This is a genomic window from Spongiibacter nanhainus, assembly GCF_016132545.1.
Lineage (GTDB): Bacteria > Pseudomonadota > Gammaproteobacteria > Pseudomonadales > Spongiibacteraceae > Spongiibacter > Spongiibacter nanhainus.
Map to the genome: position 1 here is coordinate 1,216,281 of NZ_CP066167.1, position 15,392 is coordinate 1,231,672.

Annotated in this window: 17 protein-coding genes; 5 read left to right on the forward strand and 12 right to left on the reverse strand. The window is 56.4% G+C overall.

All coding sequences use genetic code 11. From position 1 onward, the window contains the following. Positions 1 to 21: 21 nt before the first annotated feature. A complete protein-coding gene (leuA, locus tag I6N98_RS05520; RefSeq protein ID WP_198570798.1) occupies positions 22 to 1,722 on the reverse strand; it encodes a 2-isopropylmalate synthase in 1,701 nt (566 codons plus the stop codon). Between the two features lie 11 nt (positions 1,723 to 1,733). On the opposite strand from leuA, the gene I6N98_RS05525 reads away from it, so the two are divergent. From I6N98_RS05525 to I6N98_RS05545, 5 genes are all read left to right on the forward strand, one after another. Further along, a complete protein-coding gene (locus tag I6N98_RS05525; RefSeq protein ID WP_198570799.1) occupies positions 1,734 to 1,877 on the forward strand; it encodes a hypothetical protein in 144 nt (47 codons plus the stop codon). 143 nt (positions 1,878 to 2,020) lie between these two features. Further along, positions 2,021 to 2,485, forward strand: a complete 465-nt coding sequence (locus tag I6N98_RS05530; protein WP_198570800.1) for an Lrp/AsnC family transcriptional regulator — start codon at positions 2,021 to 2,023, stop codon at positions 2,483 to 2,485. Between the two features lie 52 nt (positions 2,486 to 2,537). Next, complete coding sequence (locus I6N98_RS05535) at positions 2,538 to 2,903, forward strand: Rieske (2Fe-2S) protein (protein WP_198570801.1); 366 nt, start codon at positions 2,538 to 2,540, stop codon at positions 2,901 to 2,903. 54 nt (positions 2,904 to 2,957) lie between these two features. Continuing rightward, positions 2,958 to 3,395 (forward strand): DUF2721 domain-containing protein, encoded by a 438-nt coding sequence (locus tag I6N98_RS05540; RefSeq protein WP_198570802.1) that lies wholly within the window; start codon positions 2,958 to 2,960, stop codon positions 3,393 to 3,395. A gap of 110 nt (positions 3,396 to 3,505) precedes the next feature. Beyond that, positions 3,506 to 4,786 (forward strand): NAD(P)/FAD-dependent oxidoreductase, encoded by a 1,281-nt coding sequence (locus I6N98_RS05545; protein ID WP_198570803.1) that lies wholly within the window; start codon positions 3,506 to 3,508, stop codon positions 4,784 to 4,786. Positions 4,787 to 4,789: 3 nt separating this feature from the next. On the opposite strand, the gene I6N98_RS05550 is transcribed toward I6N98_RS05545, so the two are convergent. The 11 genes from I6N98_RS05550 to fnr form a co-directional block, all read right to left on the reverse strand. Next, positions 4,790 to 5,557 carry a sulfite exporter TauE/SafE family protein gene (locus tag I6N98_RS05550; protein ID WP_198570804.1) on the reverse strand — a complete coding sequence of 256 codons (768 nt, stop codon included), beginning with the start codon at positions 5,555 to 5,557 and terminating at the stop codon, positions 4,790 to 4,792. Then, positions 5,547 to 5,807, reverse strand: a complete 261-nt coding sequence (ccoS, locus tag I6N98_RS05555; protein WP_198570805.1) for a cbb3-type cytochrome oxidase assembly protein CcoS — start codon at positions 5,805 to 5,807, stop codon at positions 5,547 to 5,549. Before ccoS ends, I6N98_RS05550 begins: the two co-directional genes overlap by 11 nt. Then, the gene (locus I6N98_RS05560; protein ID WP_198570806.1) at positions 5,800 to 8,229 is read right to left on the reverse strand and encodes a heavy metal translocating P-type ATPase; all 2,430 of its coding nucleotides are present in this window, start codon (positions 8,227 to 8,229) and stop codon (positions 5,800 to 5,802) included. The genes ccoS and I6N98_RS05560 overlap by 8 nt, the downstream gene beginning before the upstream one ends. Beyond that, complete coding sequence (locus tag I6N98_RS05565) at positions 8,226 to 8,858, reverse strand: FixH family protein (protein ID WP_198570807.1); 633 nt, start codon at positions 8,856 to 8,858, stop codon at positions 8,226 to 8,228. Before I6N98_RS05565 ends, I6N98_RS05560 begins: the two co-directional genes overlap by 4 nt. Next, a complete protein-coding gene (ccoG, locus tag I6N98_RS05570) occupies positions 8,806 to 10,275 on the reverse strand; it encodes a cytochrome c oxidase accessory protein CcoG (protein WP_198570808.1) in 1,470 nt (489 codons plus the stop codon). Before ccoG ends, I6N98_RS05565 begins: the two co-directional genes overlap by 53 nt. A 15-nt stretch (positions 10,276 to 10,290) precedes the next feature. Continuing rightward, positions 10,291 to 11,202, reverse strand: a complete 912-nt coding sequence (gene ccoP, locus I6N98_RS05575) for a cytochrome-c oxidase, cbb3-type subunit III (protein ID WP_198570809.1) — start codon at positions 11,200 to 11,202, stop codon at positions 10,291 to 10,293. After that, positions 11,195 to 11,368: a cbb3-type cytochrome oxidase subunit 3 gene (locus tag I6N98_RS05580; protein ID WP_198570810.1), complete on the reverse strand. Its 174-nt coding sequence runs from the start codon at positions 11,366 to 11,368 to the stop codon at positions 11,195 to 11,197. The genes ccoP and I6N98_RS05580 overlap by 8 nt, the downstream gene beginning before the upstream one ends. Positions 11,369 to 11,378: 10 nt before the next feature. Next, the gene (ccoO, locus tag I6N98_RS05585) at positions 11,379 to 11,987 is read right to left on the reverse strand and encodes a cytochrome-c oxidase, cbb3-type subunit II (protein ID WP_198570811.1); all 609 of its coding nucleotides are present in this window, start codon (positions 11,985 to 11,987) and stop codon (positions 11,379 to 11,381) included. Continuing rightward, positions 11,984 to 13,417: a cytochrome-c oxidase, cbb3-type subunit I gene (ccoN, locus tag I6N98_RS05590; RefSeq protein ID WP_198570812.1), complete on the reverse strand. Its 1,434-nt coding sequence runs from the start codon at positions 13,415 to 13,417 to the stop codon at positions 11,984 to 11,986. Before ccoN ends, ccoO begins: the two co-directional genes overlap by 4 nt. Before the next feature lie 181 nt (positions 13,418 to 13,598). Next, on the reverse strand, positions 13,599 to 14,210 hold the full coding sequence (locus I6N98_RS05595) for a Yip1 family protein (RefSeq protein WP_232787471.1): 612 nt from the start codon (positions 14,208 to 14,210) through the stop codon (positions 13,599 to 13,601). Between the two features lie 304 nt (positions 14,211 to 14,514). Then, positions 14,515 to 15,267, reverse strand: a complete 753-nt coding sequence (fnr, locus tag I6N98_RS05600) for a fumarate/nitrate reduction transcriptional regulator Fnr (protein ID WP_198570813.1) — start codon at positions 15,265 to 15,267, stop codon at positions 14,515 to 14,517. Positions 15,268 to 15,392: the final 125 nt, after the last annotated feature.

Consider the following 15,392-nt stretch of genomic DNA (forward strand, 5'->3'; position numbering starts at 1 on the left):
GTGATTGTCCGTCAGGGTCCCCTAGCTTGCCTTGCGCTGGGCGCCGGCCGCCTCGGATTGGGATTGTGCCGCCGCATTGATGACCGCCTGCAGGGAGGCACTGACCACATCCCGATGGGCCGCCACGCCGACATAGCGGGTGTTGTTAACCGACAGCAGCACATAGGCAATAGCCTGTGACGAGGTGCCGGCATTGAGGGCGTGCTCGCTGTAGTCGAGGATTTCCACGTTGTCGCCGTAGTGATCCTGCCAGCCGTTGACCAAGGCGCTAATGGCGCCATTACCCTGTCCAGTCAGCTGAATCTTCTTGCCGCCATAATTGAAGTGCAGCTTCAGCATGTCCTGACCGTCGTTTTCGGCGTTGTTTTGGCTGATGGCAAAGTCTTGCATGGCACAGCCATCCACGGGTTTAAGATAGCTACTCTCAAACAGCTCCCAGATTTGCTGTGGGCTGACTTCCCCGGAAATGGCTTCTGCTTGGGCCTGGACCTTACGGCTGGCATCAATTTGCATCCAGCGAGGCAGGTTCAGGCCGTAGTCATTCTCCAATACCCAGGTCACGCCACCTTTGCCTGACTGACTGTTAATGCGAATAACCGCCTCGTAGCTGCGGCCCAGGTCAGCTGGGTCGATGGGCAGGTAGGCAACCTGCCAATGTTCATCGTCGCCCTGTTTGCTTAAACATTTGCGGATGGCGTCCTGGTGGCTGCCGGAGAATGCAGTGAACACCAGATCCCCAGCGTAGGGGTGGCGGGGATGCAGAGGAATTTTGGTGCAGTATTCCGCCACGGCGATAATTTCGTCCATACCGGACAGATCCAACATGGGATCCACACCCTGGCTGTAAAGGTTCATCGCCATGGTGACAATATCCATGTTGCCGGTGCGCTCGCCGTTACCCAGCAGCGTGCCCTCAATACGGTCGGCGCCGGCCATCACGCCCAGCTCGGCGGCGGCCACCGCGCAGCCACGGTCGTTGTGGGTGTGAAGCGACACCACGATATCCTCGCGGTGCTTCACATTGCGGCAGAACCACTCCACCTGATCGGCAAAGACATTGGGGCTGGCGCATTCCACTGTAGCGGGCAAGTTAATAATGATGGGGTTGCCGGTGCTCCGCCATTCCTCAATCACGGCATCACATACCTCGGTGGCATACTCCACTTCGGTGCTACTGAAGCTCTCCGGAGAATACTGGAAGGACCATTGGGTGTTGGGGTACTTTTCCGCGTACTCCCTGACCCAGCGGGCGCCCTGGACACCAATGTCCTTAATGCCCGCCTTGTCCATACCGAATACCCGCTCCCGCTGCACCGGGCTGGTGGAGTTGTACACATGGATGATGGCGCGTTTGGCACCTTCCAGCGCTTCATAGCTGCGAGCAATCAGCTCTTCCCGGGCCTGCACCAGGATTTGCACAGTGACGTCGTCAGGGATGCGATTGCCGTCAATCAAGGCCCGTACAAAGTCAAAGTCCGGCTGGGAAGCAGAGGGGAAGCCCACCTCAATTTCTTTGAAGCCCAGCTTTACCAATAGGTCCCACATACGCAATTTTTGCTCGACAGTCATCGGCTCGACCAGTGCCTGGTTGCCGTCGCGCAGGTCGACGGAACACCACTTGGGAGCGCTGTCGATGGTGTTGTTGGGCCATTGACGGTCACTCAGGGCGACGGTCGGGGTGGCCTTGTATTTGCGGTGGTTAAATCCTTTGGCAAAGCTCATTGTCTTGTCCTGTGGGTATCAAAGTTGGCAGTAATCTGGCTCAGTGCTGGATCTTCAGCGTTGTTGCCTACCGGCGGGCCGGGGTGGCGGCCCGCCAGGCTCGCCAGCGGGAGGCGGGGTTGTGCCAGCGCTGGGAGCGAGTTCTGGAGGGGTAGCTCCATGTTGCACAGTGTAAACAAAGCTCAGGCGCAGAGGATTGCGATGTTTTGGTTTTTTTCGGTCTAAAAGGCGAGATGTGCTAATAAATTGTTAAATAGTGGTATAAAATTCTAATTTAGACTTTTTGTGAGAATTAATCATGAATCTGGATCGCTACGATAAGCAGATTCTCGAAGTTCTGCAAGACAATGGTCGGCTTAGTAACCAGGAGTTGGCGGACCGCATTGGTTTGTCGCCTTCCCCCTGTCTCCGGCGGGTGCGGCGCCTGGAGGAGTCCGGATTGATTCGGGCATACCGCGCACTGCTAGAGGCGCGGTCGCTGGGTTTGAACCTGATGGCCTTTATCCAAATCAGTATGGACCGCCATACCCCTGAGCGCTTTGCCAACTTTGAAAAGCACGTGGCAGCTTGTCCTGAAATTCTGGAATGTCATCTGATTACCGGCCAGGATGCGGATTATTTGCTCAAGGTTATCGTGGCAGACATGGACGCGTTTCAGTCGCTGTTGTTGGAGAGAATTACTCGAATTGAAGGGGTCACCGGCGTACACTCAAGCTTTGTAATGAAATCTCCAGTAAACAAAACGGCGCTGCCTATACTATAGTGCTGGTGCACGCTTAACCTGCTGATTTTTAATGAAAAGAGAGGGAAGGGGAATGGAGCGAATTCGAGTGGCCCATATCGACGATGTTCGTGAAGGGGAGTTTGTCAAAGTAAACACCCACGGCCGAAAAGTATTGCTGACCAAGGTTAACGGCCAGTTTGCCGCGTTGGAGAACCGCTGTCCCCACCTCGGGCTGCCATTGGGCAGAGGCAAAATCTGTGACGGTATGGTGACCTGCCCTTTCCACGGTTCCAGTTTCGATTTGTTGACCGGCGAGAATATCGACTGGACCAAAAAATTGCTGGGTGTGCCGGTCCCAGGCTGGACCCAGAAAATGATTGCTTTGGGTAAGCCGCCCCAAGCTGTAGAGACCTTCCCGATTGAATGCGAAGGCGAAGACGTTTTTATCAAGCTGTAACGCATGATTCCCCGAGATAAGCCCGAGATAAGCTCGAGATAAGAAAGGACCTCCATGACAACTGAACTCGGTGTGGTTCCCATCACCAATGCGATTCAGCAGGCCGTTGCGCCGGTCTTTCTGCTTGCCGGTATCGGCGCCATCCTCAATGTGCTGGCAACGCGTCTGGCCCGCATTGTGGACCGCTCCCGTGAGCTTCACGCCCGGCGGGAAAACGTCAAGGCGGAGAGGCAGCTGCAGATCGACTGGGAGCTGGGCATACTGGCCAAGCGTGGCAGAGTCGTGCATCGGGCTATCGGTTTCGCCACAGTGGCAGCGCTGTTTGTTTGCTTGGTCATTGCCATCCTGTTCATCAGTGCGGTGGCCGATTGGCACAGTGGTATGGTGGTGGCGGCGCTCTTCGTACTCGCCATGGTCTCGCTGATCACCGCCCTGGCGGGCTTCCTTCGGGAGATTCAGCTGGCGACCCGTGTCATGCTTAGTGGGCCATGAGTACTCTATAGCCAGCATTGAGCAGCCTTGATTCCCCTCTGCAACGGACACCAACAACGATTCGGGCAAATGCCCTGCACAGCGAGATATTACTTGTTGGAGCCAAAATTATGACTATGCGTATTGTTATTGTCGGTGGTGGCGCTGGCGGCTTACCGCTTGCCACCTATCTAGGGCGTAGTCTAGGTAAAAAGGGCCGGGCCCACATCAGCTTGGTGGACAGCAGCGCCAGCCATATTTGGAAGCCCCGTTACCATGAAGTAGCGACCGGCGCGATCGACGCCGATTTGGACGCGGTGGACTATCGAGCCCACGCTTACCAGAATCACTATCACTTTTTTCTCGGAGCAATGTCGGGCGTTGACCGCAAACAGCGACAATTGATCCTTGCCGCCCATACCGACAAGGAGGGTAAGCAAATACTGCCAGAGCGGCGCTTGGACTATGACTACCTAGTGTTGGCGATTGGCAGTGTCGGTAACGATTTTGGGATACCGGGTGTTAAAGAACACTGCTTTTTTCTCGATACCCGTCAGCAGGCCGACCGTTTTCATGACACCTTTCTCAACTATTGCCTGCAAGCCAACTACGAAGACAAGCCTATCTCCATTGCAATTGTGGGGGGCGGTGCCACAGGTGTCGAGCTGGCCGCCGAATTACACCACGCCGTATCCCTGCTCAAGCAGTACGGTCATGACAACTTGGATCGCAAGCGCTTGAACGTGCAACTGCTTGAAGCGGGTCCACGATTATTGCCGGCCCTCAAGGAAACCTTGGCGGCCAATGCTCAGCAAGAGCTGGAACGCATGGGGGTGGAAGTCAAAGTATCGACTATGGTCAAAGAGGTGCATCACGGATACATGGTGACCGAAGATGGTAGTCTGGTTGAGGCAGGGTTACAGGTCTGGGCGGCGGGAATCAAGGCGCCGCCATTACTGGCTGATCTGGATTTGGAAACGACCCGCGGCAACCTGTTGAAGGTAAATTCCACCCTGCAAACCAGCGACCCGCATATCTATGCTATGGGGGATTGCTGTGCCTGTCCGCTGGGAGAGGATCGCATTGTTCCGCCACGGGCTCAGTCGGCTCAACAGCAAGCGCAACACTTGGCAAAGACCTTTCGCCGCTTACAGGTTGGAGAAACGCCAAAAGCATTTCAGTACCGGGATCGTGGCTCTTTGGTATCGCTGTCCAGCTACTCTGCTCTGGGGCAGCTAATGGGTAGCCTGCGGGGTGGAAACTTTTTTGTAGAGGGATGGCTGGCGCGGATGATGTACGTCAGCCTTTATCGCATGCATCAAGCGGCACTGTACGGTTGGCCGCGAACGCTGATGTTGTTGCTGGCGGGCCGGTTTAACCGATTGTTGCGGCCGCGTTTGAAGCTGCATTGAGTTTTAGTGATGATGGGCGGTAGCGACTGGACCCAGGTCTAGCAGTGGCAAAATAGCCAGGGCAATGAGTAGCCCGGCAAACAGCAGGCGATAACCTGGACGCCGCAATGCCGATTTGAAACTGCCACTGATGCCGCCGATACCCAGCATTGACGGTGCAGTGCCGAGACCAAAGCAGGCCATTAAGGCAGCTGAATGCAGTGGGTTGGCGCTTAGTGCCGCCCAAGCCAGGGCGCTGTAAATCATCCCGCAGGGCATCAATCCCCATAGCCCGCCAATGGCAAGCGCTTTGCCGTTGCTGTCTACCGGCAACAGGTGACGACTGACCGGCCGCAGTCGGGCCCAGATGGTCGCGCCCATCTTTTCCAGGCGCCTGGATAGTCCACCCCAGCCCGCGATGGATAGCGCCATAATGATCAGCATGCCGCTGGCCGACCAGCGTAAAATACGGCCTATGTGTGGTAGCGCTGATTCTGCAGCGTTGCCAAACAACTGCACCCCAGTGGCTAACAGCGCTCCCAGCATGGCATAGCTAGTGATTCTGCCCACCTGAAAAAGCAGGCTGTAGTGAATGCCGTGACCGATGTTGCTAGTTATCATTGACGCCCTTGCAGAGGTAGCAGCGACGCCACCTGAGGGGGCGCTGGTGCGCTGAGCCTGGGTAGAGGCCCCTAATAGCCCGGCGATGCCGCCGCACATTCCAACGCAGTGTGGACTGCCGGCCAAGCCCAGCATAAAAGCAGCAGAAAAACTCAGCACTTCAGGCATCATGGCGCTGATGCTCCTGCTGTGGCGTTTGCTCCCGGCGTGGCGGTTGCTCCTGGTGTGGCGACGACACCAGCGGTTCGGCGTTCTCGGATCGTGTTTGGGTGTTGAGCTTCCGCTTGGTATCGAACAGGATTCGCTGTCCCTCCCGATCCAGGTCCTGGTATTGCTTATCGCTGACAGCCCACCAGAACAGGCCGGCGGCAATGCCGAAAAACAGTAGGGCGATAGGCAGCAATATGGCCAGACTATCCATGTGGGACTCCTTCCAGCACGGTATCAGCCGGGGGTAGTGCTTTGGGGCTCGGGCGATCATCACGCGCCGGGGAAGACAGGCGCAATGCGTTAAGGATGACCAGCAGAGAACTCAGCGACATTCCTAACGCGGCCAACCAGGGCGGTACCAAGCCCGCTGCTGCCAAAGGCAGCGAAACCAGGTTGTAACCCAGGGCCCAGCCCAGGTTTTGCCGCAAAATTCTTCTACCGCGATGAGCTGTTTTAAACAGCAGCTCTACGCCGCTAAGCCGGTTATCCAATAGCACCACATCGGCTTGAGCCCGGGTCAGTTCACTGGCGTCGGTCATGGCGACAGAAATATCGGCGGCGGCGATGACCGGCGCATCGTTAACGCCATCACCCACCATTATTACCCGCTCTCCCTGTTGCTGAAGCGCATGAATATGGGCCAGTTTTTGTGCAGCCGTGCACCCCGCATGCCAGCTATCGAGCCCCAGCTGCCTAGCGATGTATTCCACTTGATGGTGATGATCGCCGCTGAGAATGGTGACCTGATGATGGCAGCTTCTAAGATAGCTGACCAAGGCTGCCGCGTCGCTGCGGAGGGTGTCGGCGAGTTGATAGTGAGCCATGATGCCCTGTTCGTCACACAGGAACACGTCGATGTCGCGACTGTGCCGAGAGGGGGCGACGCCACAGAAATCGGCACTGCCAATCCGGTAGCGTTCGCCGTTGATAATTGCACTTATGCCTTTGCCACTGTGTACGTCAACATTGCTGGTGGCCAGCAGGTTCTGGTGTGCAAAGGCCGATGCGATGGGGTGACGTGAGTATTGTTCCAGCGTGGCGGCGATGCTCATGGCTCGCTGGGCATCGACATCGTCGCGCAGGGTGCTGGCGGTTATGCGGGGGCGTCCTTCGGTGAGGGTGCCAGTTTTATCGAATACCACGTGACTTACGCCGTGAATATTCTCCAGCACTTGACCATTGTGCAGCACTACCCCTTGATGACGCAGTGCGCGAATGGCTGCGGTGTAGCTGGTGGGAGTCGCCAGAGATAAAGCACAGGGGCAGCTGACTACCAGTACCGACAGTGCCACCAAGAATGCGGAGTGCTGCTCGCTCTGCCACCACCACGCCAGGCTTAATGCACTGACGCTGAGAACCAGCAATACGAAGTGGCTGGCGAGGCGGTCGGCAATTTGTGCCACCCTGGGCTTGCAGGCTTGAGCTTGCTCCAACAGGGCATCGACTTTGGCCCAGGCGCTGTCCTTGGCGGCATTGGTGACTCGCAGTTCAAGATTGCCATCAAGGTTGCCACTGCCAGCCAGTGCGGTATCGCCGGGCCCGACGATGGCAGGGAGAAACTCGCCGGTAAAAGCGCTGGTTTCCACGCTACTTTGTCCACGCAGTACCACGCCGTCAATGGGAATCAGCTCCCCGGGCGCGACACTGACCAGGTCCCCGATCTGCAGATCTTTAACCGCGACCCATTCAAATTTTCCGTCACCAACGGCAGAGATTTTTCTCGCCGACAGAGGCAGTTGTCCGCTGCGGTAATGAGTTTGCTCTACCCGAAGTTGTAGGTAGCGACTCACCAGCAAAAAGAACGTGAACATGCTGATGGTATCGAAGTAGACGTGTTCGGCCTGGGTGACCGTGGCAATCACGCTGGCTATATAGGCGGAACCCAGGGCAATAGAAACTGGTACGTCCATGCCCAGGTGGCGTTGGCTAAGACTGCGCCAGGCGCTGCGAAAAAAGGGCTGTGCAGCATAGAGCAGCACCGGCGTGGCCACCAGCAGGCTAAATACCCGAAGCAAGTTGCGGGTGCCGGCGTCAATGCCCTGGAAATCACCGGCGTAAAGCCCGATTGCCACCATACCTACCTGCATCATGCCGATGCCCGCCACGCCCAGCCGGCGCAGCAGGCTGTCCATTTCATCCTGGATAAGAGCCTGGCGGTTATCATTGGACCATGGCAAAGCTTGGTAGCCCAGCTGGTCAAATTGCTCGAAGATAGCGCTGACATCGACCTGAGCGGGATCCCAGCGGACCGTGGCAAGTCCCTGTTGTAGGTTGACGGTGACGCTGTCGACACCGGGTAGGTGAGGCAGGTGGTTTTCTATCAGCCAGGCACAAGCTGCGCAGCGCAGGCCGCCGATGCTGAAGCGGCTGATCCAGTAATCGCCCTCCCGGCGCGAAAAGGCCTCCAGTAGCGAGGGGTCGTCAAACTGGCGGTAGTCGGCCCGATCCTCATCCGGTTTGGCGGCGCGCTCGGTGCGCAGGCGGTAATAGTCATTAAGGCCCGCGTCGGCTATGCATTGGGCAACCGCCTGACAGCCGGCGCAGCAGAACTGTCGAGTCTCGCCCGCCATCGGCAAGGTTAAGGCGACGCCGTATGGCACATCTTCACCGCAGTGATAACAGCTCTCCGTCACAGCGGGTCCCCGGCGCGAAAATCGATCTGGCCACTGCGTTCTGGCCGATATTGGGATTTAAGTCGCCATTGGGCCGAGCCCTTGGCGGTAGTGAAGTCCTCAAGGGTCAGATACCAGCGACCGCCGAGTGGATCAGTGTTGGCTGTTGGCTTGATATGAGCTGCGTAGCGATTGCGGTCTTCGCGAATCAACACTGTGGTGAAATCCCGCGCGGAGTCGGTGGGGTGTTGCCAGCGCAGCTTAAGCTGCTGGCCCAGTGTGGCCGGTGTTTGAGAGTCGTCGCCACTATTAACGGTAAGAGTCAGGTTGCCGCGGTCGTCGATGTTGCCGAAGGCCTGGAGGTTCAGTTCTTCGGCGCGGCGGTCCTGGGCCAAATAGCGGTTTATCGCCAGCCCTTCTTTGTAGTAATCCTTGGCGACAAGTTTATCGGCGTGTTTAACCGAAATTATCAGAGTGCTAATACTGGCAATTACCACCGCCGTAGGCAGGGCGATCAAAAACCAGGGCCAGAATTGTTTGTACCAGCGACGTGGCTCAGTGGGTGTAGTGGAGTGGGTCTGCATATACAGCATGTCTCTATCGCGATTGGCCAGGGGTGAAGAAACGGCTTTCACTTTGCTGAATGTCACCCTCGGTGTCCATGGGTTCGGCATTGAAAGTGACGTCAAAATGGGTTGGCAGGCCCTCGCCTTGTTGAGTGCGCAATTTCACCGGCAGTTCCACCACTTCACCAGTGAGCACCTCAACTTCCTTCGCGCCAATCCACTCCAGGCTGTGGGGTGCCGATACCGACAGTTTATAGCGGTGGGATTGTTGGGTCTTGTTGGCGACTTTAATGGTGTAAATATTGTCGATGCCTCCCTGGCTGTTCTCGACATAGAGGGACTGCCGGTCCCGCAGAACGCTTAGTTCCAGTGTGTCCCGATCTACGATCTTGTAGCCCAGCAGGCCGGTCATCACGATTACCGCGACAATATAGCCCAGCAGCCTGGGGCGCATAATCCGTGAGGGCTTGCCGTCGAGACTGTTTTCGGTGGTGTAGCGAATCAGGCCCTTCTGGTAGCCCAGCTTGTCCATAACTGAATTACAGGCGTCGATACACAGCGCACAGCCAATACACTGGTACTGGAGACCGTCGCGAATATCGATACCGGTGGGGCAAACCTGCACACAAAGTTGGCAATCCACGCAGTCACCCAGGCCCAGCTCACTGGGATTGTCGTGCCGTTTGCGGGAGCCACGTGGTTCACCACGTTTTTCGTCGTAGGAGATGATCAAGGTATCGGGATCGAACATCGCCGACTGAAAACGTGCATAGGGGCACATATATTGGCACACCTGCTCCCGCATCCAACCGGCATTGAGGAAGGTCAGCAGGGTGAAAATACCCACCCAGACCGCTGCCCAGGGGTTCACATCCAATCGGTAAAAGTCGTAGCCCAGCTCGTGGATGGGGGTGAAATAGCCGACAAAGGTAAAGCCTGTGTAGAACGCCAGTGCCAACCAAAGCGATAACTTCAGGGCTTTTTTACCCGCCTTATTAAGGCTCCAGGGCGCTGCATCTAATTTCATTCGTTGATTGCGGCTGCCCTCTACCTTTTGTTCTATCCACATGAACATACTGGTCCATACGGTTTGCGGACAGCTGTAACCACACCATACCCGGCCGGCGAGGTTGGTTACCGCAAATAGCGCAAAAGCGGCGATGATCAACACCCACGCCAGCATGGTCAGATCCTGTGGCCAGAAGGTAAAGCCCAGTACGTGAAACTGCCGCGCCGGCAAGTCGAACAACACTGATTGCCGTCCGTCCCAGTTAAACCACGGCAACAGGAAAAAACCAGCCAACAGTGGCCAGCCGGTCAAGGTACGCAAGCGTTGATAGAAGCCCTCGATCTTGCGCGTGTAGATCTTCTCGCGCTTTTGATACAGATCGATCTCCGATACCTCGGCGGGCGCAAACTCCTCAACGGGGATGCGATCGGGGTCCCGATTAGCATCCCCACCGTTGGCGCGCTGGGTATCGAAAGGGTGATTGGCGTTCATAACCTTAAGCCTCAATTACCTGGACGCAGTTTGCGGTGAGTCCTGGCTGAGTTGATACACATAAGCGGTTAACAAGTGGATTTTCTCAGCACTTAGCATGTCTTTGTGGGCAGGCATTTTGCCGGACCGGCCTTTGGCGATGCTGTGTTTGATGCGCCCGGCGTCGCCGCCGTAGAGCCAGGTATCGTCGGTGAGGTTGGGGGCGCCCAACATCGGATTGCCGGTACCGTCGGCGCCGTGGCAGCTGGCGCAGAGTTGCGCGTATTGCTGTGCCGCCGCGGAAGGCTCGGCGTTGGCGCTGCTGTTGGCATTGTCGGCAGACAAGGACAGGACATACTGAGTCATGGCCGCCAAGCCCTCGTTGCCCAGCATGCTCTCCCAGGCCGGCATCATTCCATTGCGTCCATGGGTAATGGACTGGCGAATCTGATCGGGCTTGCCGCCATACAGCCAGTCGTTATCGGTCAGGTTGGGGAAACCATAGCTGCCTTCGGCATTAACGCCGTGGCACACCGCACAGTTATTGGCAAACAAGCGTTTGCCGATGCGCATGGCCTTGTCGTCGTCGGCTAAGGCCAGGGCGTCTTGCTGCATAAAGGTCTGATAGAGCTCAGCGTTTGCCTGATCGGCGCGCTGGACTTCTTCTTCCCACTGGCCCACAGAGGTCCAGTTCAGCAGCCCGGGAAAGTTCCCCAGCCCGGGGTAGGCGATCAGGTAGCCGACACCGAAGATGATGGAAATGACAAACATCTTGATCCACCAAGCTGGCAGTGGGTTGTCATACTCCTCAATGCCATCGTAGACATGGCCGGTGGTTTTACGGTTCTCATCTACTGTGATTTTGCGATTGCTGAACAACAGCCACACGATCAGGATAAAGGAGACCACCGTCAAGACGATGATCCAGGCACTCCAGAAACTACTCATCGCGGTTCTCCCGCTGCTTGTTGTCTACATCTTCATCGGCAAAGGGCAGGGAGGCGGCCTCGTCAAAATAAGATTTGCGACCCCGCCAGTAAACACTGACTGTGATGCCGATGAAGGCTAAAAAAACCAATAGGGTGGAGAGGGCTCTCAGGCTGTCTTGGTCCATATGATGATCCTCAACGCTTGTACTTAATCAGAGTGCCGAGCTGCTGCAGGTACGCTACGACCGCGTCGATTTCGTACTTGCCTGCCACCGCTTCGGCGGCGCCGCTAATTTGGCTGTCGGTATAGGGCACACCCACTTTGCGCAGTGCTGCCATTTTCTTGCCTACCAACTCGCCGTCGATTTCATTGTTAAACAGCCAGGGGTAGGAGGGCATGATGGACTCCGGCACCACATCCCGGGGGTTGTACAGGTGGGCGCGGTGCCACTCGTCGCTGTAGCGTTCGCCGACCCGGGCCAGGTCCGGTCCGGTGCGCTTGGAACCCCACAGAAAGGGGTGCTCGTATACGTGCTCACCGGCTACCGAGTAGTGACCGTAGCGCTCGGTTTCGGAGCGCATGGGGCGAACCATCTGGGAGTGGCATACAGTGCAACCCTCGCGGATATAGATGTCCCGGCCGGTCAACTGCAGCGCGTTCAGTGGCTTGAGCCCCTCTATGGGCTCAGTGGTTTGCTTTTGAAAGAACAGCGGAACCAGCTCCACCAGGGCGCCAAAACTAATGGCGATAATGATAAAGACGATCATCAAGCCGATGTTCTTTTCGACAACTTCGTGTTTCATGCTGCTACCTCCGCCGCGGCCGCCGGTACGGTTTCTTCCTCGTTGCTGCGAATAGTCATCCAAACGTTCCAGGCCATGATGACCATACCCACCAGGAACATCGCGCCGCCCAGGAAGCGGACAATGTAGCCGGGATGGCTGGCCAGTACGGATTCGGCAAAGCTGTAAGTCAGGCTGCCGTCACTGTTATAGGCGCGCCACATTAGCCCCTGAACAATGCCGTTGACCCACATCGAAGCGATGTACAGCACCGTACCGATGGTGGACAGCCAAAAGTGCAGGCTGATGGCGGGGATGCTGTACATTTTGGCGCGGTTAAACAGCACCGGCACCAAGTGGTACACCATGCCCACCGAGATCATTGCCACCCAACCCAGTGCGCCCGAGTGTACGTGGCCGATGGTCCAGTCGGTGTAGTGGGATAGCGAGTTCACTGTCTTGATGGACATCATGGGGCCTTCGAAGGTGGACATACCGTAGAAGGACAGCGACACAATCAAGAAGCGCAAAATCGGATCGTCCCGCAGTTTGTGCCAGGCGCCAGAGAGGGTCATGATGCCGTTGATCATGCCGCCCCAGCTGGGTGCCAGCAGGATCAGTGACATCACCATACCCAGGCTCTGCGCCCAGTCGGGCAGCGCGGTGTAGTGCAGATGGTGAGGTCCCGCCCAGATGTAGACCGACACCAGCGCCCAAAAGTGGACAATGGACAGCCGGTAGGAGTAGACCGGACGCTCGGCTTGCTTGGGAACAAAGTAGTACATCATGCCCAGGAAGCCGGCGGTCAGGAAGAAGCCCACCGCGTTGTGGCCGTACCACCACTGAATCATGGCATCGACGGCACCAGCGTAAACCGAGTAAGACTTGGTCAGGGTAACGGGGATCGCCAAACTGTTAACGATATGCAGCACTGCCACGGTGACAATAAAGGCGCCGTAAAACCAGTTGGCCACATAGATGTGGTGCATTTTACGGCGCATGATCGTGCCGAAGAAAACCACCGCATAGGCTACCCATACCAAGGTAATAAGGATATCGATGGGCCACTCCAGCTCGGCATATTCCTTGGAAGTGGTGTAGCCCATCGGCAGGGTGATCGCTGCCAGAAGAATGACCAATTGCCAGCCCCAAAACACAAAGGGCACCAGGGGACCGCCAAACAAGCGCGCTTGGCAGGTGCGCTGCACCACATAGAGTGATGACCCCATCAGTGCGCAACCGCCAAAGGCGAATATAACGGCATTGGTATGTAGCGGTCGCAGCCGGCCGAAGCTGAGCCAAGGGGTATCAAAGTTCAGCGCCGGCCATACCAGCTGTGCAGCCAGTAGCACGCCCACCGCCATACCGACTATGGCCCAGACTACGGTCATAATGGTGAACTGCTTGACCACCTTATAATCGTAAGTCGGGTGTTGGGTTTGTGAATCCATAACGGAGTCCTTTAAAGTACCTAAAGTGTTAAAGCTAGAAACTTTTCGAGCGAATAATTCGGGCCGTAGTCGAAGTTGGGCGGCGATTGCAGAGCTTAGTGTGGCGAAAATCAGGGGCGGTCAGGATGATCTGAATCAACACTTTGTCACTGATGTTGATTTCCTGTTGCCACACCAGCTGTTAGCCATCGACAAAGACAGGTGCTAAGCCGTTGTCCCACAAAATGACCACCCCGCCCATCAAGGCCATAAATATCACCATGCATACACCGACCACGGCGGAGGCGTAGAGAAAACCGCGTTCTTCGGGAATATGCATCACTGCGGGAATGCCGATATAGAGCAGATAAACCGACCAGCACAGACTGGCAATGCCCAGCAGCATGTCGAACCAGAACACCGGGTAAACACCACAAAGCCCGGCGATGAACAGCGGTGTAGCTGTATAGCTGGCCACGACCATGCCTTTGACCATCGAGGAATCGCTGCCGTAGGTATCGGCCATCCAGTGGATGAAATAGCCGATGATGGCGAGGGAGGCCAGCATGGCAAAGTAAAACGCGATCACGATCCGAAAGGCGCTGGCCTCGGAGAGCAGGATCACACCGCCGTCCCCCACGGTCCAGCCGACCTTTGTGGCCCCGTAGTACCAGGCCGCGCTGGGACCAGCCGCTAAGATGATGGCGTAGAGGAGTTTAGACGGCAGCGAGGCGTCGCTTAACTTACCGACGGCCTGCCATTGTCGGCGGGGCGAAAACAGAAAACCAAATGGATTGCTGATTAAAGTGGTCACAGTTGCTAGCTCTCAATGTCATTATTCCGTGCTAGCCGATGATACGGAGGCGCCAGTACCGCGCCTTGATTTGGATCAATAGGTAGGACATCACTGAGTTAGTTAGAGGTGCCCTAGAGGAAGTGTGAAGTTGTTCGCTGTTCGCCACGGGTTTAACAAAAACCACAATCATGGGAACCGAGATCGGAAGGCACAACAACCCGCCGTCGAGGTATCAGCTATTATTATTTTTATCTGTTGAGCCGGTTTATCAAAGGTCGCCGTCGCTGATACAAGCGATAGAAACCGCCTGAATAAACCGGCTCTAGTCTTCCTGTGCTGCGATGTGCTGCAGGGCGGGCACATCTAGTATAGAGACGTCTTTGTTCTCGATCTCAATCAGCCCTTGCTTGGCAAAGCGACTGAATACCCGGCTCACCGTCTCAATTGTCAGGCCCAGGAAGTGACCAATATCGCCGCGGGACATAGGTAGGCGAAAGCGGTTGGGCGACAGCTTGCGCCGGGCATTGCGGGCAGAGATGCTGATCAGTAGCGAGGCGACACGTTGCTCAGCGGTATTCTTGCTTAGCAAAGTCATGTGCCGCTGGTCCTCGACAATCTCCTGACTGAGTAGGCGGAAAAAGTGCCCCTGCATATTGGGCAGGCGGCCACTGAGTTCCTGGATACGGGAAAACGGGATTTCACAAATGGCTGAGGTTTCCAGCGCCTGGGCCGAGCTGGCGTAGCGGTTCTGGCCGATGCCATCCATGCCCATAATTTCACCGGGAAAGTAAAACCCGGTCACCTGCTCTTCGCCGGTGTCGGTGACACTGTAGGCTTTGAATGAGCCCGAGCGAACGGCAAATACCGAGGTAAAGGTATCGCCCTCCCGGTAGGCGTGCTGGCGCTTTTGCAGGGGGCGCCCCCGCTGCACAATTTCATCCAACTGGACAATTTCGTCCTGTTCCAGCGCCAATGGCAGGCAAATGCCGCTCAACCTACAGTTGGTGCAGTTGATGGCAGCATTATGTGGGCAGTGTTTGTCCTCTCGCACCGTCTTTTCGCTTGTGGCAATCATGGGCTTGTTCCTACGCCGGGTCATCCTGTCTCTGGGTAGCCTCAACATACTTTTGGAGATGCCAGGGTATGGTCAGGGCCCGTTCTTTAGTTTCCACTTATCGGGGTTTGGGTCAAGCGCGACTT